We start from the raw sequence: 21,374 nt of genomic DNA, 5'->3' as shown, positions 1-21,374 counted from the left end.
ATTTAACAAAATAGTCTGGTAACGGATATACAACTAGAAATAATTTCTGATTAAGAATTAGTAATTAGAAATATGGTTAATACCATGTTCCACTACCTATAGAGGGATAAGTAAGCCTTGCTAGGTTTTGGCTAGAAAGAAAAGAAGACTATGTTTTCCTAATTCCCTGATCTCTCCAAATTTTTCGGGAAAATTCGCAAGACTACTAGACAAAAGACATCAATACAACTGACAATTAACCCATCAAAATTAGATTATGTTTTTGGAGACAGATTTGGAACGCACATTTTTAGCAATTAAGCCTGATGGTGTCCAGCGCGGACTAGTGGGTGAAATTATCCGCCGATTTGAAACCAAAGGCTTTACCCTGGTGGGGTTAAAGTTTATGAAAGTCAGTAAGGAATTGGCGGAAAAACATTATGATGTTCACCGTGAAAGACCTTTTTTCCCTGGTTTAGTCGAATTTATCATTTCCAGCCCAGTGGTAGCAATGGTTTGGGAAGGTGAGGGCGTTGTAGCAGCAGCTAGAAAAATTATTGGCGCAACCAACCCTTTAACAGCAGAACCAGGCACAATTCGCGGCGATTTTGGCGTTAATGTCGGTCGTAACCTCATTCATGGTTCTGATGCTCAAGAAACCGCTCAAACAGAAATTGCGCTGTGGTTTAAGGAAGAGGAATTAGTTGCTTGGCAACCTCATTCTGCACCTTGGTTAAGTGAGTAGTTAGGGATTGGTAATGGGTAATAGGTAATGGGTAATGGGTAATGGGTAATAAAAATCTTACCTGTTCCCTGTTCCCTGTCCCAATTACTTCGACACTTCCGTTTTTTCCCGTTCTTCTGGGGCTAATTCTACAACATTGCGTTTAGAGAAGCCCCAGGCTAAGATGATACCGATGGCGGTCACTACGAGCCATTCTGGTGGGACTAAATCATCGTTGATGACTTTTAATAAGAGACGTAAACCTACGAAGGCTACAGTAATGTAACCTGCGTCTTCTAAGTTTGTATATTCATCTAACCAACGGATAAATAATCCAGCCATAAATCGGAGGGTGACAATCCCAATGGTTGTACCTGTGATTACTAACCATATTTCCTGAGAAACGGCGATCGCTGTGGTAACACTATCCAAGGAAAAGGCTAAATCTGTAAAGGCAATCACGGGTATAGCTTGCCACAGAGATTTAAACCGTGGTCCGTGATGGTGATTGTCTGCGTCTTCTTGGGAACTAAAGTGCTGGAAGACCAGCCACAACAGATAAGCAGCGCCCAATAGTTCAAATTGCCAAAATTTCTGTACCCAGGTAGCTGTTAACAGTAGAGTAATACGAAGAACATAAGCGAAGACTAACCCAATATTGAGGGCTTGACGTTCTAGTTTCTTGTCTTCTAGTCCTTGGGCGATCGCAGCGAGAGCGATCGCATTATCAGCTGATAGTACCGCCTCTAAAAACACTAATATTAAGAGGACTATAGAAGCTTCAACACTGAAATGAAAATTTAAGTAATCAAATATTTGGTCTAACATTCCAATTTCTCAGGCAAAAATTTAAGAATCTACAGGATACGGGATTAGAGATTTTTATTGTCGAAACTACAATAAATTACTATCTTCCATCTATTTTAACTTGCATTTAGCCTGCTCTTAATAAGTAACTCTTATCACCAACTGTATAGGCTATCAAACTAACAAGCAAGCAGGGCAAGAAGATAATTTTTTTCTGATCATGACCCGTCAAAATGTCTATAAGCAAAATTTTTTATAAAATAAATTGTATTTACAAATATAGCAAGCGCCAAGGCGGTTAGGAAATCAATTAACGGTCAAGCTCTTGCTACCAAAGGGTTTTTATCCTGACTCCTGACTCCTGTTATATACTTTACCACCTGACAAGTTTTTTGGTAAGGGTCAAATTCAGTGTCTAAAAACCTGAGAGTGTCAATTGCCTGATATGTCATATTTTCCTGACATTATAGTAATTCTTATTATTAACCACCTTTTTCCTCATTGATTCCACAGGATTTCCACAGGTGATTTTCGACTTTTCCACAGATGTTCCACGAGTTAATCAGTCATTGCTGACTTATTGGGGATTGTTACTTTTTCCCTACTAACAGGCTTGATAACCGAGTTTTTATAAAGTTATGTAACAAAAATATAGTTGTAAGGCTGATTATTGGGTCAAGATTTATTTTTGACTGCTAATTGTTAACATTTCGCAGCATTGACAAATCCACCCCTGGTGAGCGCAAAATGATGAGTCTGAGTTTGATTCCATTCGGCATCTGAATTTTGTGTTCTGGTTTATGTTAATCCCCCCTACGTCCCTCACAGGGTATGAATCAGCCCTCAGTAAAACTGAACACAAATAACTTCTCTTGATTGATCTACAGGAAAATTTTATGAACACCACAGTCCCTATCTTTACCGAAATTCCCGAAACATTACAGGAATCCATGAACAACTATCTAGAAACCCATCCTGATTGGGATCAAACTCGTGTCTTAACAGCGGCTTTATCGTTATTTTTGCTGCAAAATGGTGAGAGCGATCGCCGAGCGGCACGTGTTTACTTGGAAACCTTATTTCATCAATAATCCATAGAAATACTGGATTAAATTCATAAACCAAGTTTATTTATTTGATCCCACACCTTCAGTGCGTGGGATTGGCGGGGGTTTACAGGTGGTAGTCAAATTTTAGGCAGAAGTAGCGCATTCAAATTTGTACCCTACACCACGGATAGTATGAATTAATGTTGATTGAGTCGGATCTATTTCAATTTTCTTACGAATTTGACCGATATGAACATCCACAACCCGCTGATCCCCAACATATTCATAGTCCCAAACTTCTTGAATGAGTTCGGATCGTCGCCAAACTCTAGCTGGGTGACTAGCGAGAAAATACAATAAGTCAAATTCCAGCGCAGTTAGGGGAACAGACTCGCTATTAAGCATTACTTCCCGTCGCATAGAATCAATTGTTAATTTATCAAAAATTAAGCGTTGCTGTTCTGCATTAGTCACAACTCGCTGCCGCCTTAAAATAGCTGCTACTCTTACCTCTAACTCTCCCAAACCAAATGGCTTAGTCAGATAGTCATCAGCACCTTTAGCAAAACCTCGAATTTTATCACCTTCGTCGGTTCTACTGGTCAAGATTAGTACAAATACGCCACTACGGTTCTGCATTTCTTGACAAAGGTTAAACCCAATTACATCCGGCAGATTAACATCTAAAATTACTAAATCGGGATTAAATTTTTCAAACATACTCATACCAGTCTTCCCGTCTTCGGCGGACTCAACTTGGTAATTTTGTTTGAGCAAAAAGCGTTGGATTAAATTTCGCACCGCAGGATCGTCGTCAACTACAAGAATCTTAGCAACAGCCATAGGGATTAGTTTTTATAAAAGTGCATAGGATTAACAACCATGATTGCGTAGAGACGCAGGTTCTACTTTGGTAGTAATTCAAAATTTACAGGGGACAGGAATGATGATCCTGATTATTTGCATAAAATGTGATTTTTATTATGGATAGGGAAGAGGTAAATATGCTGGTATAGCAAAAGTTACGAGAAATTCAGTTTTGTTGAATTTATGTGCGGTTGACCCGACTCATGCTATTATTCTAATGGATGGATAAAATTGCCTAAGACATATAATTCAGATAGTTACCGATCTAGTTGTTGTCTTTATTTCTATAAAATCTAAAGTTGTTTTTCTGTAAAATAAAAAGTGCCGCCGATTAAGGCTAAAGTAATAACCTCCCATGAGTGATCAAAGTCCCTACGAAAAACTTGGGGTATCGGAAGACGCAAGCTTCGATGAAATCCAGGATGTTCGGAATCGCCTGTTGGAAAAACATGGTGGTGATGGTAATGTCCGAGAAGCCATTGAAGCCGCTTATGATGCGATTTTAATGGAACGCCTGCGGATGCGCCAAGAAGGTAAGATTAAAGTGCCTGAGCGCATCCGATTTCCAGAAATGCGAGTTCCATCTTCTCCTCAAACAAGTCAATCTCTTGGTCAGCAGTCTCCTGCATGGCTACAGCGAAGTCTAGACCAGCCCACGTTAACTGATGTCCTGCTACCAGGTGCTTTGTATTTAGGTTTGGGTGCAACGAGTTTGTTGTATCCCGGTAGTGGTGGACAGGTTTTACAACTGTCTTTGGCAGTTGGGGTGGGTGTTGGTATTTACTTCCTGAATCGCAAGGAAGGAAAGTTTGGTAGAGCAGTTTTATTCACGCTGGTGAGTTTAATTGCTGGTTTAATTGCTGGTGGTCTGATTGCTGGCTTGATATTACCATTGCCAGTGATCAATATGACGGCGAATCAGTTTTCTACGCTGTTGACTTTTATCTTGCTGTGGTTAGTAAGTAGTTTTTTACGTTAAGTAATGGGTAATTGGTTAATGGCCGATTACCCATTATTTTTGTGTTTACTGGTTGAGGATGAAATTTACAGCGGTTTTTAAGTCTGGCATAATCAGATTAGGTTGATAAGATTCTAGTTGTAAGCGATCGCGGATACCAGATTCAACAGCGATAATTTTAATATTATGTTTTTTGGCGGCGGTAATGTCGGCTTCTGTGTCTCCCACCATCCAAGTATCAGCAGCGGGGGGGAGTCCAGCTAAGGCTTTAGCCATTAACAATGGTTTATCTTCGACATCACGGGTTTTTACATAGTCGTTACTCAGGCAATAACGGCGATTTTCTGGGAAAAACTGGCTTAAATTATGTTGATTAAAGGCATAATCCAACTCTCTCACTCTCCGCATTGTCATTACTGCTAAATCAACACCGGCGGCTTGAATTTGACTGAGTGCGGCTAATGCTGTGGGGACAAGGACATCATACTGGAAATAAGGGAGGGTGTGGACTGTTTGTTTACGGATTTGGGAAAATTCTTGCCCTTGTTGGGCATCTAAACCTGATTTTAGGGCAATTTGGAGTTCGGGAGTGTGCGATCGCTTGAGTTGCCAAAATTCGGATTTAGACAGTTCTGTAATTGTTTGTTCAGGATATCGGGTTTTTTCTAAACACAATTGATAAACACGGTAATAGCGTTCCGAAACATCCATGATTGGCCCGTCAAAGTCGGTAATTAATCTCAGCATTAGTAGATAATTGGATATAGATGATTATAGATCCCCGACTTCTTGGAGAAGTCGGGGATCTGGGTATTACATCAATAATTGTAACTGTGAACCTTGCTGGTTTTTACTCACTTCTATTCTGGCTTGGAAGGCTTCTTTGAGGTGAGGCATATGGGTGACAGTAAGAATACAGGCAAAATCGGCGGATATGGCGTTAATGGCGGCAATTAGGCGATCGCATCCTTCCCCATCTTGAGTCCCAAAACCTTCATCTACTACTAATAATTGTAATGATGCCCCTGCTCTTTGTGCCAATAATTTTGCCAACGCTAAACGAATGGCAAAGTTAATTCTAAAAGCTTCTCCTCCTGAATAAGTTTCATAGGATCTCGTTCCCCTAGCATCAGCAATTAAGATATCTAATGTATCTATTAATTTGGCATTTTTCTTACTGGATTTGCCACTGCGTCCGGCTTTTTGGGTAATAAATTGGACGTGAAATTGATTCGCACTCAATCGAGAAAGTAGTTGATTGGCTTCTGCTTCCAGTTGAGGTAAAATATTTTCAATCATTAAAGCTTGAATCCCATTTTTGCCGAAAGCTTGGGCTAATTCTTGATACACACGCTGTTGTTGTTTACAATTTTGTAATTGTTGTATTCCTTGTTCATACTGATTTTGTAAAGTTGCCAATTGCAGGGACATTTGTTTTAATTGCCCTAACTGAGATATTTTATTATCTAGTTCCTGTCTGCGGTTTGCTAATTGTTGTTCTAAATTATTAATTTGGGCTGTGGGGTTGGCACTATCAAATAATTGTTTAACAATATTATCAACTTCTTGAGTTAATATTTCTCTTTCTTTCAGGATTCTTTGCAATGAATCTTCTAAATGTTGACTTTTATTAAGTAATTGCGGATATTGTGCTTGTACTGATAATAATTGTTGATGACGTAATTGCCAAACTTGCCCTTGTCGCACACCTTGACGCAAATAATTATGCTGTTCAGAACTATAGGCAATTTCCGCAATTTGCTGTTCTAAATTAGCAATTTCTTTGGCACAATCAGAATCAGTTTGTCCCTGTTGCAGTTGCCATTGTAATTGAGTAATATTCCCTGTTAATTCTGGCTTTTTAGCTGTTAGTTGTGCTTGGCGTTTTAAGGCATCCTTAATTTGTCCTTGTTTAATTTCTGCCCACCGTAATTTATCCACCTCACTGCGGGCAAGGGCGTGGTCTTGTTCACTATAATTAAGTTGTTGAAGAGATTGATCTAATTGCTGAATTTCTATTTGTTTTTCGGGGGCATAATCACCACTTTCTAAAGAACGTTCTAAATGTTCTTTTTGGGCAATAATTTGTAGTAACTGTTGTTGGACATCACTTGTAGCTTCTAACTGTGCGGCTAATTGTCCCCGTTGTTCTCGCAATGAATCATAACCTGATAATTTTTGAGATATTTCTCGATATTCCTGTCGAAGTACCTGAATTTCTCGATCTGAAACTGCAAGTTGTTCCCGCACTACCCAAAATTGTCCTTGAGTATCTTCATATTCTAATTGGGTTTTTTCGATAACTTTACTCCAATGATGTTCATCTAAAGGACGTTCACACAAAGGGCAACTAGCATCGGGATTTTGTAACATTTGCAATTTTTGTTCTAGTTCTCCTAACAACCTTTCATAATCTCGTTGATGGGCTTGCAAACGTTCAATAAAATGTCGTCTTTCCTGTCCTTTTTCTTGGACTCTTTGGAGATAAACGCGCTTTTTTTCTAATTCTTCAATTTGCGTTCCTATCTCTATTACTGCTTGTTGTAATTGGGGTTGTCGGTGATGTTGATTTTGTAATTGTTTTTCTGTGACTTGCATTTGCTCTAATCGCGCGACTAAACTGGCATGAGTGCGATCTAATTGAGTTTGTAACCTGGCTCTTTGTTGTAATAATGGTGTTACCTGCATTTGTAATTGATCTAAGTTAGTCAAATGCTGACGGGCGGTATTTAATTGTAATATAGCTGTTTCAATATCCCCAGATTTACTCAGGGTTTGAGTAATTTCTTGTTCTTGCTGTTCTAAAGCTGATAATTGAGCTTGGGCTTGTTGTAATTGACGTTCTAAATCTTGAGTTTGTTTATATAGTTGTTGTTGTTTTTGTTGTTTTAAATTGGTAGCGCGGGTATGTTGTTCAAATTTAGCAGCAAAGATTTCTTCTTGAGATTGCAGATTTTGATATTGAGTATAACCGGCTTGAATGTCAGTTTGTTGATTGATAATCTTTTCTAAATCTGCTAATTGGTATTTTACGGCTATTTGTTCTTGTTGTAAGCGATCGCTATCTTGGCTCAGATTATCATATCGTTGCCGCACAAAATTTAATTGCTGTTCCCAACTTTGTCTTTGATGTTGGATAACCTGTAAACTTTGTAATTGAATATTTTCAAAAGCTTGCACCTGTTGTAAATTACTTAGTTGTTTTTCTAACTCAATGCGTTGAATTTCCGTTATTTCCCGTTGTTGGAGTTGAATTTTGATATTTGCTAAAGAATTTTCTAACTCTTCTCCTTGGATTCTATAAAGTTTAGCTTTATCCTTGGCTCGTTCTTCCAACTCATCATACTGATTTAGTTTCAATAACTCTGCTAAAATTTCCTTGCGTTCAGCAGGACGTTTGAGCATAAATTCATCGGCTTTTCCCTGACGCAAATAAGCAGAATTGATAAAAGTCTCATAGTCTAGCTTAATATGTTCAAGAATGACATCCTGAGTGGCTTTTAATCCCTTACCCGTCAAAGGACGAAACCCAGTAGGAGTTTCAATTTGAAATTCTAAAATACTAGTTCCACCCCTAACCCGGTTGCGAATTACCCGATAAGTTTGCTGACCACTTTGGAAAGTGAAATCAATTCGGACCTCTTTCGCACCAGAATGAATCACATCATCCTCAACATTAGCACGGCTTTCACCCCAAATTGCCCAAGTGATAGCTTCTAGAAGGGAAGATTTTCCCGCACCATTAGAACCACAAATACACGCCGTATGCAAGCCGCTAAAATCTAAACTTGCGTCACGGTAACTGAGAAAGTTTTTAATGATAAGTTGGACTGGGATCATTCAGACTATAGTGCCACATTTACAATTTTGATTGTTAACAGTACAGATGCACTTAGTTTTTAGTTTAGTCATGTAATTAGCAGGTTTCTAGTCTTGAAGACATCAATTTTACAAAAATTTACAATATTGGGATTTACGCAAGTGTCACACTAAACATCTGTTGTAGGGTGCGTCAGATATCAATAATCTGTTTATTGGCAGGACTTATGCAGTCTGACGCACCCTACCAATGTGTCGGTTGCGTAAGTCCTGGAAAGAAGAAAGAAGAAAGCTGGAGTAGGGGCGAAGGGACTGCGCCCAGGAGGGAGTCAGGAGTAAATATATTTTATTGATAAATCTTCTCATTAATAGTTGACAAAGATTCTCAATCTGAGTTATATTATTTTCAAGTGTTCTCCTCTCTTTAAAGGATCGGCAGGCGGGATTAGTCAGCAGCAGCAGACTTTTCCCTCTTTTTTGGATTAAATTACAAATTATGAATTCCGAATTATTTGATGTCATTATTATTGGTTCTGGTATTGGTGGTTTAGTGACAGCCACCCAATTAGCAGCCAAAGGTGCAAAAGTTATAGTTTTTGAAAGTTATCTCATTCCTGGTGGTAGTGCCGGTTATTTTCAAAGCCAAGGATATACATTTGATGTTGGTGCATCAATGATTTTTGGTATGGGAAATAAAGGAACAACCAACTTACTCACCCGTGCCTTAGATGCAGTCAATGTTAATCTGGAAACCATTCCCGATTCTGTCCAGATTCACTATCATTTACCTGATGGTTTGGACTTAAAAATTGATAGAGATTATGAAAAATTTCTCCAAGATATAATTGCTTATTTTCCCCACGAAGCCAAGGGAATCAGAAGATTTTATGATGAATGTCAAAAGGTTTTTAATTGCCTGAATAATATTGAATTATTATCATTAGAAGAACCTAAATATCTTCTCCGAGTATTTCTCAAAAATCCATTAGCTTGTCTAGGTTTAGCCAAATATTTACCCTTAAATGTAGGAGAAGTAGCAAGAAAGTATATTCAAGATCCTCAGCTATTAAAGTTTATTGATATCGAGTGTTATTGCTGGTCAGTAGTTCCGGCGGACATGACACCAATGATTAATGCTGGCATGGTTTTTTCTGATAGACATTATGGGGGAGTTAATTATCCCAAAGGTGGAGTTGGGAAAATTGCCGAAAAATTGGTGACAGGTTTAGCACAATTTGGGGGTGAAATTCAATACCAAGCACGAGTCACAAAAATCATCACCAAACAGGGAAAAGCTGTAGGTGTACAATTAGCAAATGGTCAAGTTTATTATGGTAAAAAAATAGTATCTAATGCCACACGCTGGGACACCTTTACAAAACTACTACCAGCCGAAAAAATGCCAGTTAAAGAAAAAAATTGGCAACAACGATATATAAAATCACCTAGTTTTCTAAGCTTGCATATAGGGGTAAAAGCATCAGTTTTACCTGTAGGAACAGAATGTCATCATATTTTATTAACAGATTGGCAGGAAATGACCACAGCAACAGGAACAATTTTTGTTTCTATTCCTACCCTACTTGACCTGGATTTAGCACCACCAGGATATCATATTATTCATGCCTTTACACCTGACTCGATTAGTAATTGGCAAGGACTTTGCGAAAGCGAGTATACGGCTAAAAAAGAAATAGCAGCGGGGCAAATTATTGACAGATTAGCAACAATTTTTCCTGCCCTAGATGCTGGGTTAGATTATTTAGAAATCGGGACTCCACGTACTCACAGACGCTTTTTACAACGGATAGACGGCACTTATGGACCAATACCTAAACGTAAGTTGTGGGGGTTATTGGGAATGCCTTTCAATCGCACTGTGATTCCTAATTTGTATTGTGTAGGAGATAGTACATTCCCCGGACAAGGTTTGAATGCAGTAGCTTTTTCTGGGTTTGCTTGCGCTCATCGGATTGGAGTAGATTTACAACTGAGAAAATAGCTGGGAAAAAGATCCCCGACTTCTTAAAGAAGTTGGGAATCTGGTATTTAGCGAAATAAATTTTTATGGGAAAAGCTAACTTTTTTAGGCACGTATTCAGAACAGTCTATGGCTTCTTCTGTGAGAACAGTATCAGGCTTGACGGCACATTTTAAATAATGGTTATTGGCAAAAAATTGACATTTTTTACAGGGGACTTTTTGTAGAATTTTATTTTTTACGCATACTTTATCATCTGTATTGGTGCGGATTTTATGAAAAAGCAGGAGAAAAATAGCCCAAACAAAAATAAATCCCAAAGGAGCTAAAGATAGTGCTAAATCTGGTATTTGGATGTTGTGATATTGCACTTGGACTTTTTCTTGTTGAACTGCACCTTGAGCAATAGACAAGTTGGTATTGTCAGTCATAAATGTGTTTCCCAATACCTGATCTATATACATCTTATTTTCCTTAATTATCTATAATGGTTCTTACAACAATTTTCGTTTTCATGGAATACAATGAAGAGCGCAGGACATAATGGAGGGCGCAGACCCTGCGCCCCTACGGGTTTTGTGATAAAAAACTGTACCTGATAGCATCAGAAAGCGCTGTAATTGACAAATGTGACAGAACCAAGTGGCAAACCCCTCAATATAAAGTCTGTTTTAATTGTGACTGATGTTCGATTTTGAAACTTTTAATTTAAGTCTATGATTGGTTTGGGTAAAGCTGTATATGGCTTCTGATTATAGGTTTATCAAAAGTAAAGATTAGTTATCTCTGTCAATAGTTTTGTTTTTGATTCTGTGAATATATACCTGAAGTAGTACGTAGATATTAAAAATACAGTTGGTAATAGGGTTTTAAATTACATTAATTGCATCCTAGGGGCAATCCCCCTGTTGTTGCCCTTACCCCCTGTGGTTGTCATGATAGGGTTTTAGGGGCAAGCACGGGGGCATTGCCCCTACGGGAAATTGCCATTTTACAGGTTATTAAATTGGTGTTCTACCTATTCCTGGTTATTTAATCTAGCTTTGATATCAGCGGCGAAGTCTTCATATTTTCTTAAAGGTGTTACTTCTATTTGCACTTTTTGTCCGTTTTTTTTCATGATAGGCAAGTCTAGAAGAATTTGGTCTAATGTGTCTGGAGTGGGAACATCAACAATGACAATTACACGACGAGTACCAACACATTTCCATAAATCAACCACTATTCCGGCTTGTTTGGCTTGGAGGGCGACATCTGCTTCTTCACTCCATAAGGCAAATAGTTCTTGTTGATTCATGTTATCGGGGTATTCAACATGAAAATCTAAATGATATAGCATAGTTATATTTTCTGGGAAGATTTTATTTTATTATTTTAAACTAAAATCAGTATAATTCTGAGTTGAAATATCAGCTATTTAACCAGGAGGTATTTCGTTTTCTAGGGGACGAATAATAGTTGCTGGTGGTGCCAGTTCTGGTTGAAAGATTCCTTGCAGTGCTTGTTCTAAGGTGGGTGCCATGATGATGCGATTTTCATAGGCTACGACTACTCTGACTAATGTTGGTAAACTATTTTGTGTGGCTTCTAAATAAATTGGTTCAACATATAGTAATGATTGCTCAATGGGAACTATTAAAAGATTACCTTGAATTACTCTTGAACCTTGACGATTCCAGAGGGAAATTTGTTGAGAAATAACTGGATCTTGATTTATTCTGGCTTCGATTTGTTCTTGTCCATAAATTAAACGTTCTTTAGGGAAGTTATATAGTAGTAATTTGCCATAATTTTCACCGTCGGAACGTGCTGCTAACCAAGCGATTAAGTTGGTACGTTGTTTGGGTGTGTAGGGAAGTAAGAGGATAAATTCTTCAAAGGAAACGTTGGGGAGACTGGTTATTAAATAGTAGGGTTCAACTTTGCGGCTTTCGTTACCATAGATTTCATTGGGAATTTGCCATTGATCTTCCCGATTATAAAATACTTGGGTATCTGTCATGTGGTAGATCATTAAGCGTTCAGATTGAATTTTGAAATAATCTACTGGATAGCGGAGATGAGTGCGGAGATTGACTGGTAGATTCTTCAGTGGTTGAAACATTTTAGGAAATATTTTTGACCAAGCCGTAATTAATGGATCTTTGGCATCAGCAATGTAAAATCTGACTGTACCGTTGTTAGCATCAATGACGACTTTAACAGAGTTACGGATATAGTTGATACTATTTTTACCTGTGTCTGAGTAAGGATAGCGATCGCTTGTGGTGTAAGCATCAACTATCCAATAAAGATAATTTTCTTTGCCAGGAAATTGTTGATTTTGACCATCTATTTGGGCATCAGCTACAACTAAATAAGGATCACTATCGAATTTTAAAAAAGGAGCAATTGTGTGAATTCGCTCGTTAATATTCCGTCGTAATAATACTTTAGTTTCTGGTAAAAAATCTGTGGTAAATACCATTCTCCAGTCTTTTAAATATATGGAAAATAGCCATCTTCGCCATAGAGAGTTGATATAAATACCACCTAACCCATCATAAGTATTATAAACATTATCGCTGCCACTGGGATAATCTAATTCTTTAACTTTTGTCCCAGTCATGACGTGAGTATTACTAATTTCTCCATAATAAATTCGGGGTTTTCCGATAGGAATACTTTCCCGAATATTGGCACTAGAAGTATTTAATACGCTACCATTTTCACTAATATCCTTGACAAAGTATTCTGGTAATCCACCAGCAGCAACGGTATTAACGGGACTCATAGTGAAGCCATAACCATGAGTGTAAATCATATTTTGGTTTACCCATGTTTGTGCTTGGGGAGGAACATCTGGATAATTTAATTCTCTGGCTGCAATTAGTACCTGTTGTTTTTCTTGATTACCGTTATTTTCAATTAAATATCTATCAATATCAGCATCGGGAAATTTATAATAAGGGCGAATTTGTTGTAATTGACGGTTGGTTTTCAATAATGGTTCTTGATCCCAAAGCCGAATATTCCTAATTGTCAAGTCGTTAGTGTTAATATCTGCTTTTGTAAGTTTTCCTGTGGGGTTAAATATTTGAGAGTCAATGACATCTAAATTAAATGCTTGACGAGTGAGGGCGATATTTCGCATGATATAAGGTTGTTCTTTTTGTAATTCATTTGGCTCAACAATAAAATTTTGTACAGCCATAGGTACAATAAAATTACCTGTCACTATCAAGGTCATGTAAATATTTAAAGCAGCAATTACCCAGCGATGAGGTGAAGATTTTTGTTGCCAAAATACAGTTAACCATAATAAGTATAAAGCTATAGCTGCTGATAAAATATATAGGATTGTATCTGCTGGTAATTGGGCTTTAACATCAGTATAACTAGCTCCATAACTCACTCCGCGAACCGAGTAAAGTAATTGATAACGACTCAGCCAATAATTTAAAGATACTACTAACATTAAGCAGCCAGATAAGCCAGATAAATGGCGCATTTGTGGAGAAGAAAATCCAGGAAAAACGGCTTGACTGAGACTATTTGCTGATAATAAATAGGTGAGAATGACGCTAATACAACCATATAGGGATAATCCTGTTAACCAAAATCCTAAAAGTTCCCAAATGGGGAGATGGAAAATATAAAAACTGATATCCTTGCCAAATAATGGTTCAGGATGATCAAAGGAAATAGGATGAAAAGATAAGAGAATTTTTGCCCAATGTTGAGACAATATCCAGCCAAAACAGAGACTAAAAATAATAGCGATCGCTCCCAGGCACAATTTGCTATAAATTAATATAGCCATAGATAATCCCCCCAATAGTCCTAAAGACCAAGGTTGAGAAATTATCTGTCTTCCCAACTGTAAAATTATCTCTCCTCGAAATAACAGTGGTACTGATAAACTAGATTGATTAACTTTCTCTAACCAATAGGAGAGGGCAACGTTTCCATAGTGTGTTAGCATCAGACACACCAAAAAAATTAACCCTAATATGAGAGGCAAGAGCGATCGCAATTTAATTTTATTGGTATAATTATCCCATTGAAGAGATTGATTATTTCTAGGATACTGAGGACTAAGAAAACTTGTTAATTTTCGACTAATTTTTATCTCCTGTACCGGAATAGAATTAGGAAAAGGGGGATATTTCAACCTTTGAGCTAAAGTGAGATTTCCTAACAAGTAAACAGCACTCAAACTCACAACAAACAACCATAAAATCCCCTGAGTTAAAAATCTTTGCAAAAATACTTCTATATAACCAACTTCCTGAAACCAAAAAATTTCCGCACCCAAATGAGCAGCTATATCCAAGAATAGCCACAAACCCAAACATCCTATAAAAACTCTAATAAGTTTCATTTCTAAAACATTGATTTTTGCAAGGGAACAGGGAACAGGGAACAGGGAACTAGGAACATAACGGGTATCTGTGAGGTTAAAACTGGGGATGATTTCATTGTCAGGCTTGCTTCTGTGATGAATTAGTTATCCTACCCAGCTAATTATACAATCTTTCAGCAAGGACAAGAAGGGCGATCGCTGTATATCTTAGTCTCCGGTCGGGTGAAAGTCCATATTGGTGATATCAAGTTAGCAGAAGCTGATAAGGGAAACTACTTTGGTAAAATGGCGGTATTCGACACTCAGCCTCGTCCCGCGTTGGAGAATTTGAATCGGTAATTGTCCCGTTGAAAGTACATTACAAAAGTACCCCAATTTTCCCAACTCGAAGGCGGTAATGAAAAAATATTCAAAGCGGTTAAAACCGCTCGTGCCTTTTCCCTCTCAGGGGATGTTTGAAAAGTTTTTAATGTATATGTATAAATAAACCCCTCTCCAAACCTCTCCCCGACGCGGGGAGAGGCTTTGAAACCCCCATTCCCTTGAAGGGAAGGGGGGAAGGGGGGGTTAGGTTTCTGGAGATTATCGGTTTCATCTAATACTTTTAAAACAACCTCTAAGAAGCTAATTTTTGATTTTTTAAACATTCCTGGATAAATCTTTGAGGAATTTCTCTACTTTCTCCCCAGTGTTGATGAATGTAAGAAGCATGAACATTGGGTAAATTCCAACCTTCAAAACCTGTATTTTCATCACAATCATAGCGATAGGTATTAAATAATGGTTGGGGAGAATTAGTGATTACATGAGAACGATGAAATTCATGTCCAAAAATGTTTTTATTGCTATCAAGTAAAAAGGTGTTTTCTAAAACTACTGCGCGACGATATCCTAATGTTAATCTTTTATCCATTTGTGCATGAGTCGGTAATATTCCTACCATTGGCCAAGAGTTACCATCAAAATCAATAATTTGCTCACATAAATACATTAATCCTCCACATTCTGCAATTGTGGGTATTCCTGCTAAAATTAAGTTTTTGACTGCTTGTATTAGGGTGATATTGTTAGATAATTTTTGTGCGAATACTTCAGGAAAACCTCCACCAAAATACATTCCTTGGATATCTTTGGGTAATTGATTATCATTTAATGGACTCCAAAATACTAATTCTGCTCCTAATTTTTCTAGTATATCTAAGTTGTCTTGATAGTAAAAATTAAAGGCTTGATCTCGCGCTACAGCAATTTTTATGGAAGAACTGGGAATTGGTGATTGGGAATTGGGAATTGGGGAAGATGCTGATTTTAAAAGTGGTAGAAGTTGATCCCAATCAAAACAAGTATCACCTAAATCAGCTAAACTATTAACTATCTGATCTAATTCTGGTAATTCTGCGGTGGGAATTAAACCGAGATGACGGTCAGGAATAGTAATATTATCTTGTCGTCGTAAGACACCAAGTATGGGTAATTGTAGAGGGGTAAGAGAAGCCTTTAATAATGATAAATGTCGCTCACTTCCGACTCTATTTAAGACTAATCCAGCAATTTTAATTCTCTGATCTAAAGAACAATAACCGTGTGCGATCGCAGCTACTGAACCAGATAAACGACTACAATCAATTACTAATATTATTGGTATATCTAATAATCTCGCAACGTGGGCTGTACTAGCAAAGTCGGTTTTTTCATTTGTGTTTGATAAATGGCTAATACCATCAAACAAACCCATTACCCCTTCAACTAAAGTATATTCAGACTGAGGAGAATGATGGTAAAAACATTGCTGCACATAGCTTTCTGAAGTTAGCACAGCATCTAAATTTCGACAAGGAAGACCAGTAACATATTGATGAAACATCGGATCAATATAATCGGGTCCCACCTTAAAAGATTGCACTTTTACACGACGACGACGCAAGGATGCTAATAGGGTAAGTGTAACTGTTGTTTTCCCGACTCCACTCCGTTCTCCAGCAATAATTATAGACATAGATAAGTAATTAAAAAAAATTGTACCTGGCGACTAGAATTCGCGGCTACATAGACAAAACCCACCTTCGTGGGTTCAAAATTCTTGATTTTTCTTAGTCCACGTTCGCGTATGGTTCCGCAGGAATAGGTGGACTTTGTTTGTGTAGTAGCGACTTCTAGTCGCCGATACCTACATATTCTTTTACCCTTCCCGTTGTCTTTCTTCAATGTCCGTTGGAGAAATCATACTATTGATTTTCTCCACGTCTGTCATCATGATAATAATACCTTCCACTGTTTGTTTTAGTAAGGGACTACAGGCGATATAACATTGGATTTTTTTACCGCGACGATTAGTGGCTTTCAGAAGTATTTCCTGGAATTTCTTCTTACTAGATATAATATCACGAATGGGGTTTCGCAGTTGTTCTACAGGTAAACCAATATCCAAACTAAACCAAGATTTATTAATTACTTCGTCACTGCGTAAACCCCACATATCTTCAACTGTATGATTCCAAATTAAAATATTAAAACTACTATCTAAGACTACCATTCCCATTTGTAGAGAGCTTAAAATAGAAGACAGAAAAATATTAGTGTGGTCAAGTTCACTGGTGCGATCGCTTAATTCATGATTTATTGTTTGTAATTCTTCATTAGAAGATTGGAGTTCTTCATTCATTGTCTCCATTTCTTGATTTGTTGATTGGAGTTCTTCATTGGTTGTTTCTAGTTCTTCATTGGTAGATTGCAATTCTTCATTGGTTGTTTCTAGTTCTTCATTAGTAGATTGCAATTCTTCATTGGTTGTTTCTAATTCCTGTCGAGAGCGTTGTAATGCTGTTTGGAGTTTCAGATAACGGGTGACATCATTAAAAGAGATTGTTACACCGAGAATGGTTTGATTATCATCTTGTAAAGGAATCACTCGCACATCGAAATGTTGAATTTCTGAATTAGGTTGATAACGTTCAATATTTGTGAGTATAACAGGATGGCGGTCATTATATACTTGCTCGATTAATGAGCGTAACTCTACAGGTCTATAGGATAATTCTAAATCCTGAAAGGGGCGATTTAAATCTTTATTTGTCAGGTTAAATAAACGCCGAGCTTCTTCATTAATCATAATTAATATACCATGATTATCAATGACAACTTGGGAGCTAGACGCTGTATCAAAAGCCAACTCTCTAATTCGCAGTTCTTCAGAATAAACATTATTAGAGGACTCTTTATTTTGCAAATTTGTCATAACTAGTTGACGATTACGGATGTTTCCCAAAGATACTTTCGCAAATACACGATCTTTTAAATGTATAGGTATAAATAAATTAGAGTGCATAACTAACATCTCTGCTTTTCCTAAAAACAGATAGCCATGATCATTAAGCGCAAAATGGAACCGATTGATAATCTTTCCTTGGGTTTCCGAATTAAAATACATTAAGGTATTGCGACAAACCAATAAATCTAAACGAGAAATTGGTGCATCCTGAAGTAAATCATGACGACCAAAAATCACGCAACGACGCAAATCTTGACGAAAAACATAATTTCTATTCACTAAATCAAAATATTTATTGCGCAGTTCTAATGGAACTTCAATAATATTTTTGGCTGAATAACTAGCATGACGAGCTTGGGTGAGAGATTCTTCATCTACATCTGTCGCGTAGATTTTTACCCGCTTCCGAAACTCTCCGACTCCTAATATTTCCGATACAACCATTGCTAAAGTATAAGCCTCTTGTCCAGAAGCACAACCGGCACTCCAGAACCGAAGCTGTTCATCTTTTTGTTTATTTTTGATGATATTAGGGATAATTTCTTTGGCTAAATAGTCCCAAGCTGAACTATCTCTAAAAAAAGCAGTCACATTAATTAAAATAGTATTAAATAAATTTTTAAATTCATCTGGATGAACTTCTAAATAATCTTGATAATTCACAAAACTATCTATATTTAAAGTTTCCATCTCCTTAATAACACGACGCATTAAAGTTGAACGTTTATAACCTGTGAAATCAAACCCTCGATTGATTCTCAAATATTGGAGGAGATTTTCAAAATCAAGGTCTTTGTGTGGAGCATTCATAGAATCAATTAGGGTTTTACTAGAAATAAATACATATCCTCAGATGATTGTAAACTAAATCAATCTTGCTTACGGACATTGGATTTGCAAAACTATTGTTTATACACAGTCAGCTTTTTATAATAACCTAAATTAGTGATATGTTATGGCAAACTAGCATGAGACATGACCAAAGTTATCAAAGCTAAAGAAATTTCTGTTAAAGGGAGGATGAAATCCACATTCCCTGTCTTAATCGCTGAAGATGGCATTCCCGGAAATTCAGCACTTTTGTCATCCTGGACAATTACCGTCCCACCCATTTTTTTGATTGCTTCTACTCCCATTGCCCCATCACTGCCAGTTCCTGTGAGGACAACAGCGATCGCTCTTTCTTTATAACTTGCTGCCACCGATTCAAACAACAAATCCGCCGAAGGACGGAGAAAATGCACCATTTCCGACTGAGACAAAGAAGCTGTACCATCACTATTCACCAACAAGTGGTTATTCGGAGGAGCAATATAAACAGTCCCCGGAGTGAGTTCATCTCCTGCTTTTGCCTGGACTACTTTCAGTGGAGTCCGACGACTGAGAATTTCTGCCATCAGGGATGGATGACGGGGATCTAAATGTTGAACCACAACAATTGCTGCTCGAAAATCTGTTGGTAAATCTGCCAGCACCTCAATTAATGCCGTTAATCCACCAGCAGAAGCCGCTAAAGCCACAATATCAAAGTTAGGAAGATTTTGCATAGTTATCCTGAAAATTATCCTCTTTCCCAACTCTAAGATATCGAAATTCTCAACTCATTCCCTGTAACTATAGACGGATAGAACTTTCTAAATTAACATTTGGGGATACAATATAGAGACGTTCCATAAAACATCTCTACACAGGATCTTTTTATTCACTAATTTTCTGCTTCCAGATTTTTTTTAGCTTCCTGTAATTGCTTTTTATTTTCCTCACTAATTTCAGGATATTGCAAATTTAATTCCTGTAACTTTGTGCAAATAATATCTGCTACCACCAACCGTGTAAACCATTTCCGATCAGCAGGAACAATATACCAAGGAGCTAATTCTGTACTTGTATTGTTAAAAACTTGCTCATAAGCATCCATATAATCATCCCAAAAAGCCCTTTCTCGGATATCACTAGCAGAAAATTTCCAATGTTTTTCCGGTGAATCAATCCGTGCTAAAAACCGCTTTCTTTGCACCGATTTTGAGACATTTAGAAAAAACTTCAGCACAATTACCCCATTATTAACCAAGTATTTTTCAAAATTATTAATTTCCTCAAATCGCTGTTTCCATATTTGATTACCTTGAGGAAACTTGGGTAATTGTTGTTTTTTAAGAATTTCTGGATGGACACGAACTATAAGTAATTCTTCATAATATGAACGATTAAAAATGCCAATTCTACCCCTTTCCGGGAGAGACTTCATCGAACGCCATAAATAATCATGATCTAATTCTTCCTCACTAGGAGATTTAAAACTAAATACCTGACACCCTTGGGGATTCACCCCCGACATCACGTGCTTAATGGTGCTATCCTTACCAGCAGCATCCATAGCTTGAAAAATAATTAACAAAGAATAACTATTTTGGGCATAGAGAACATCTTGATATTTAGCTAGTTGTAAAACACCTGTTTTTAATTTTTTAATCGCATCAGTTTTTGGGTGAAACTCGCATCTATAACCTGGATTATAGTCCTTGATCAAAGAAATATGAGAACCTGGTTTAACAATATAAGGATCATGATTCATATCAAAAAATTATCACTCCAATGAATTATACCTGGCGAATATAATATAGCGAAGCCATTTTATATTCGCCGTCTTGCTAAGAAACAGAAGATTGCAACTTGCCCAACATTTCCAAAACTTCCATACTGTGAATACTAGGATTAACCTTCACAAAAGTTGCTCGTAATATCCCTTGAGGATCAATAATAAAACTATGGCGCATAGAGACAACACCTATCCAAGAACCATAAGCCTTACTAACTTCACCCTTAATATCAGCTAATAAAGGAAATCTTAACCCCTCCGAGTCACAAAATTCTGCATGAGAATCAACATCATCAGCACTGATACCAATAATCTCAGTATTTTTCTGAATATATTTAGGTAAATCTTGCTGAAATCGTCGTGCTTCAATAGTACAACCAGAAGTAAAATCTTTGGGGTAGAAATAAAGAACCACCCACCTACCCCGAAAATCAGCCAAAGAGACTTTACCATTGCCTGTATTAGTTGGTAAAGTAAATTCAGGTGCAGGTTGATTAATTGTGGGTAATTTACCACCTAAAGCTTCAGCAGGGGGCGTAAAATTAAACCAACTAATAACAGCCAAACAAGAAGCAAATAAAATGCTAATAAAAGTGCGACGGGAACCCATTTTCTCAACCAGAAGAATAACTTAATATAAGTTTACATTCTTGTTGTTCTCTATCTTCAATCTGATTGCGGTTCGGACGAGTTTTCGATACTTTCAATGTATTGGCTGTCTATGAGAAAAGCGCCTCTAGTAAAGCGCACACCCCAATAACCACCAGGGCGACGGTCAAGAACTATACCTTCTTCCCCAATATGAATTACTTCAGTGGGACGTAACATCGGCATTGGTTCAGCCGTTTTCAGGTATGGTGGCAATGATACCACACGAACTTTGCTACCAATTGGAAATTCTGAAGACATTTTGCAATACTTTGTAATTTTGAATAAATAGACAAGCAAAATAAATTATATAAAAGATTTAGATTTAAT

General features: G+C 37.3%; 17 protein-coding genes and 1 pseudogene. 5 read left to right on the top strand and 13 right to left on the bottom strand.

Going from position 1 to position 21,374, the window contains the following annotated elements; translation table 11 throughout:
* Nucleotides 1-274 precede the first annotated feature (274 nt).
* Complete coding sequence (ndk, locus tag CA730_RS13260; RefSeq protein WP_096671517.1) at nt 275-724, top strand: nucleoside-diphosphate kinase; 450 nt, start codon at nt 275-277, stop codon at nt 722-724.
* A gap of 84 nt (nt 725-808) precedes the next feature.
* On the opposite strand, the gene CA730_RS13255 is transcribed toward ndk, so the two are convergent.
* Nucleotides 809-1,531, bottom strand: coding sequence for a TerC family protein (locus CA730_RS13255; protein ID WP_096667928.1), 723 nt, complete (start codon nt 1,529-1,531; stop codon nt 809-811).
* An 875-nt stretch (nt 1,532-2,406) separates the two neighbouring features.
* Between CA730_RS13255 and CA730_RS13250 the strand changes: the two genes are divergently transcribed.
* Nucleotides 2,407-2,601 (top strand): DUF2811 domain-containing protein, encoded by a 195-nt coding sequence (locus tag CA730_RS13250; protein WP_027401370.1) that lies wholly within the window; start codon nt 2,407-2,409, stop codon nt 2,599-2,601.
* A gap of 102 nt (nt 2,602-2,703) precedes the next feature.
* On the opposite strand, the gene CA730_RS13245 is transcribed toward CA730_RS13250, so the two are convergent.
* Complete coding sequence (locus tag CA730_RS13245; RefSeq protein WP_096667926.1) at nt 2,704-3,402, bottom strand: response regulator transcription factor; 699 nt, start codon at nt 3,400-3,402, stop codon at nt 2,704-2,706.
* A 379-nt stretch (nt 3,403-3,781) separates the two neighbouring features.
* On the opposite strand from CA730_RS13245, the gene CA730_RS13240 reads away from it, so the two are divergent.
* Complete coding sequence (locus CA730_RS13240; RefSeq protein ID WP_096667924.1) at nt 3,782-4,405, top strand: CPP1-like family protein; 624 nt, start codon at nt 3,782-3,784, stop codon at nt 4,403-4,405.
* 45 nt (nt 4,406-4,450) lie between these two features.
* Here the strand turns inward: CA730_RS13240 and CA730_RS13235 are convergent, their stop codons facing one another.
* The gene (locus tag CA730_RS13235; RefSeq protein WP_096667922.1) at nt 4,451-5,131 is read right to left on the bottom strand and encodes an HAD family hydrolase; all 681 of its coding nucleotides are present in this window, start codon (nt 5,129-5,131) and stop codon (nt 4,451-4,453) included.
* A gap of 66 nt (nt 5,132-5,197) precedes the next feature.
* On the bottom strand, nt 5,198-8,224 hold the full coding sequence (sbcC, locus tag CA730_RS13230; protein ID WP_096667920.1) for an exonuclease subunit SbcC: 3,027 nt from the start codon (nt 8,222-8,224) through the stop codon (nt 5,198-5,200).
* Nucleotides 8,225-8,699: 475 nt separating this feature from the next.
* On the opposite strand from sbcC, the gene crtH reads away from it, so the two are divergent.
* Nucleotides 8,700-10,205, top strand: a complete 1,506-nt coding sequence (gene crtH, locus CA730_RS13225; RefSeq protein WP_096667918.1) for a carotenoid isomerase — start codon at nt 8,700-8,702, stop codon at nt 10,203-10,205.
* A 47-nt stretch (nt 10,206-10,252) separates the two neighbouring features.
* On the opposite strand, the gene CA730_RS13220 is transcribed toward crtH, so the two are convergent.
* From CA730_RS13220 to CA730_RS13210, 3 genes are all read right to left on the bottom strand, one after another.
* A complete protein-coding gene (locus CA730_RS13220; protein WP_231939827.1) occupies nt 10,253-10,615 on the bottom strand; it encodes a hypothetical protein in 363 nt (120 codons plus the stop codon).
* A gap of 587 nt (nt 10,616-11,202) precedes the next feature.
* Nucleotides 11,203-11,523 carry a muconolactone Delta-isomerase gene (locus CA730_RS13215; RefSeq protein ID WP_096667914.1) on the bottom strand — a complete coding sequence of 107 codons (321 nt, stop codon included), beginning with the start codon at nt 11,521-11,523 and terminating at the stop codon, nt 11,203-11,205.
* Nucleotides 11,524-11,601: 78 nt separating this feature from the next.
* Nucleotides 11,602-14,547, bottom strand: a complete 2,946-nt coding sequence (locus CA730_RS13210) for a UPF0182 family protein (protein WP_096667912.1) — start codon at nt 14,545-14,547, stop codon at nt 11,602-11,604.
* Nucleotides 14,548-14,634: 87 nt separating this feature from the next.
* On the opposite strand from CA730_RS13210, the pseudogene CA730_RS13205 reads away from it, so the two are divergent.
* Nucleotides 14,635-14,847 (top strand): annotated as a pseudogene (locus tag CA730_RS13205) (cyclic nucleotide-binding domain-containing protein); the annotation flags it as partial.
* Between the two features lie 298 nt (nt 14,848-15,145).
* On the opposite strand, the gene CA730_RS13200 reads toward CA730_RS13205, so the two are convergent.
* The 6 genes from CA730_RS13200 to sipA form a co-directional block, all read right to left on the bottom strand.
* On the bottom strand, nt 15,146-16,525 hold the full coding sequence (locus CA730_RS13200; protein ID WP_096667910.1) for a cobyrinate a,c-diamide synthase: 1,380 nt from the start codon (nt 16,523-16,525) through the stop codon (nt 15,146-15,148).
* Between the two features lie 183 nt (nt 16,526-16,708).
* Entirely contained in the window at nt 16,709-18,607 is a 1,899-nt protein-coding gene (locus CA730_RS13195; RefSeq protein ID WP_096667908.1) for a CheR family methyltransferase, read from the bottom strand.
* Nucleotides 18,608-18,750: 143 nt separating this feature from the next.
* Nucleotides 18,751-19,344: a chemotaxis protein CheB gene (locus tag CA730_RS13190; RefSeq protein ID WP_096667906.1), complete on the bottom strand. Its 594-nt coding sequence runs from the start codon at nt 19,342-19,344 to the stop codon at nt 18,751-18,753.
* Between the two features lie 158 nt (nt 19,345-19,502).
* Nucleotides 19,503-20,372, bottom strand: a complete 870-nt coding sequence (locus tag CA730_RS13185) for a polyphosphate kinase 2 family protein (protein WP_096667904.1) — start codon at nt 20,370-20,372, stop codon at nt 19,503-19,505.
* 76 nt (nt 20,373-20,448) lie between these two features.
* Nucleotides 20,449-21,006 (bottom strand): peroxiredoxin, encoded by a 558-nt coding sequence (locus CA730_RS13180; protein ID WP_096667902.1) that lies wholly within the window; start codon nt 21,004-21,006, stop codon nt 20,449-20,451.
* A gap of 56 nt (nt 21,007-21,062) precedes the next feature.
* Nucleotides 21,063-21,305 carry a regulatory protein SipA gene (sipA, locus tag CA730_RS13175; protein WP_096667900.1) on the bottom strand — a complete coding sequence of 81 codons (243 nt, stop codon included), beginning with the start codon at nt 21,303-21,305 and terminating at the stop codon, nt 21,063-21,065.
* Between the last annotated feature and the right edge of the window lie 69 nt (nt 21,306-21,374).

This window comes from Dolichospermum compactum NIES-806 (assembly GCF_002368115.1).
Taxonomy (GTDB): Bacteria; Cyanobacteriota; Cyanobacteriia; order Cyanobacteriales; family Nostocaceae; genus Dolichospermum; species Dolichospermum compactum.
This window is presented reverse-complemented; position numbering and strand designations above follow the sequence as displayed.

Excerpts from the sequence above, each read along its gene's own strand:
- CA730_RS13250 (WP_027401370.1), top strand. The coding sequence starts at position 2,407 with ATGAACACCACAGTCCCTATCTTTACCGAAATTCCCGAAACATTACAG.
- CA730_RS13190 (WP_096667906.1), bottom strand. The coding sequence starts at position 19,344 with ATGCAAAATCTTCCTAACTTTGATATTGTGGCTTTAGCGGCTTCTGCT.
- CA730_RS13210 (WP_096667912.1), bottom strand. The coding sequence starts at position 14,547 with ATGAAACTTATTAGAGTTTTTATAGGATGTTTGGGTTTGTGGCTATTC.
- CA730_RS13240 (WP_096667924.1), top strand. The coding sequence starts at position 3,782 with ATGAGTGATCAAAGTCCCTACGAAAAACTTGGGGTATCGGAAGACGCA.
- CA730_RS13180 (WP_096667902.1), bottom strand. The coding sequence starts at position 21,006 with ATGGGTTCCCGTCGCACTTTTATTAGCATTTTATTTGCTTCTTGTTTG.
- CA730_RS13215 (WP_096667914.1), bottom strand. The coding sequence starts at position 11,523 with ATGCTATATCATTTAGATTTTCATGTTGAATACCCCGATAACATGAAT.
- CA730_RS13235 (WP_096667922.1), bottom strand. The coding sequence starts at position 5,131 with ATGCTGAGATTAATTACCGACTTTGACGGGCCAATCATGGATGTTTCG.
- CA730_RS13220 (WP_231939827.1), bottom strand. The coding sequence starts at position 10,615 with ATGACTGACAATACCAACTTGTCTATTGCTCAAGGTGCAGTTCAACAA.
- CA730_RS13195 (WP_096667908.1), bottom strand. The coding sequence starts at position 18,607 with ATGAATGCTCCACACAAAGACCTTGATTTTGAAAATCTCCTCCAATAT.
- CA730_RS13245 (WP_096667926.1), bottom strand. The coding sequence starts at position 3,402 with ATGGCTGTTGCTAAGATTCTTGTAGTTGACGACGATCCTGCGGTGCGA.
- CA730_RS13200 (WP_096667910.1), bottom strand. The coding sequence starts at position 16,525 with ATGTCTATAATTATTGCTGGAGAACGGAGTGGAGTCGGGAAAACAACA.
- sbcC (WP_096667920.1), bottom strand. The coding sequence starts at position 8,224 with ATGATCCCAGTCCAACTTATCATTAAAAACTTTCTCAGTTACCGTGAC.
- sipA (WP_096667900.1), bottom strand. The coding sequence starts at position 21,305 with ATGTCTTCAGAATTTCCAATTGGTAGCAAAGTTCGTGTGGTATCATTG.
- crtH (WP_096667918.1), top strand. The coding sequence starts at position 8,700 with ATGAATTCCGAATTATTTGATGTCATTATTATTGGTTCTGGTATTGGT.
- CA730_RS13255 (WP_096667928.1), bottom strand. The coding sequence starts at position 1,531 with ATGTTAGACCAAATATTTGATTACTTAAATTTTCATTTCAGTGTTGAA.
- CA730_RS13185 (WP_096667904.1), bottom strand. The coding sequence starts at position 20,372 with ATGAATCATGATCCTTATATTGTTAAACCAGGTTCTCATATTTCTTTG.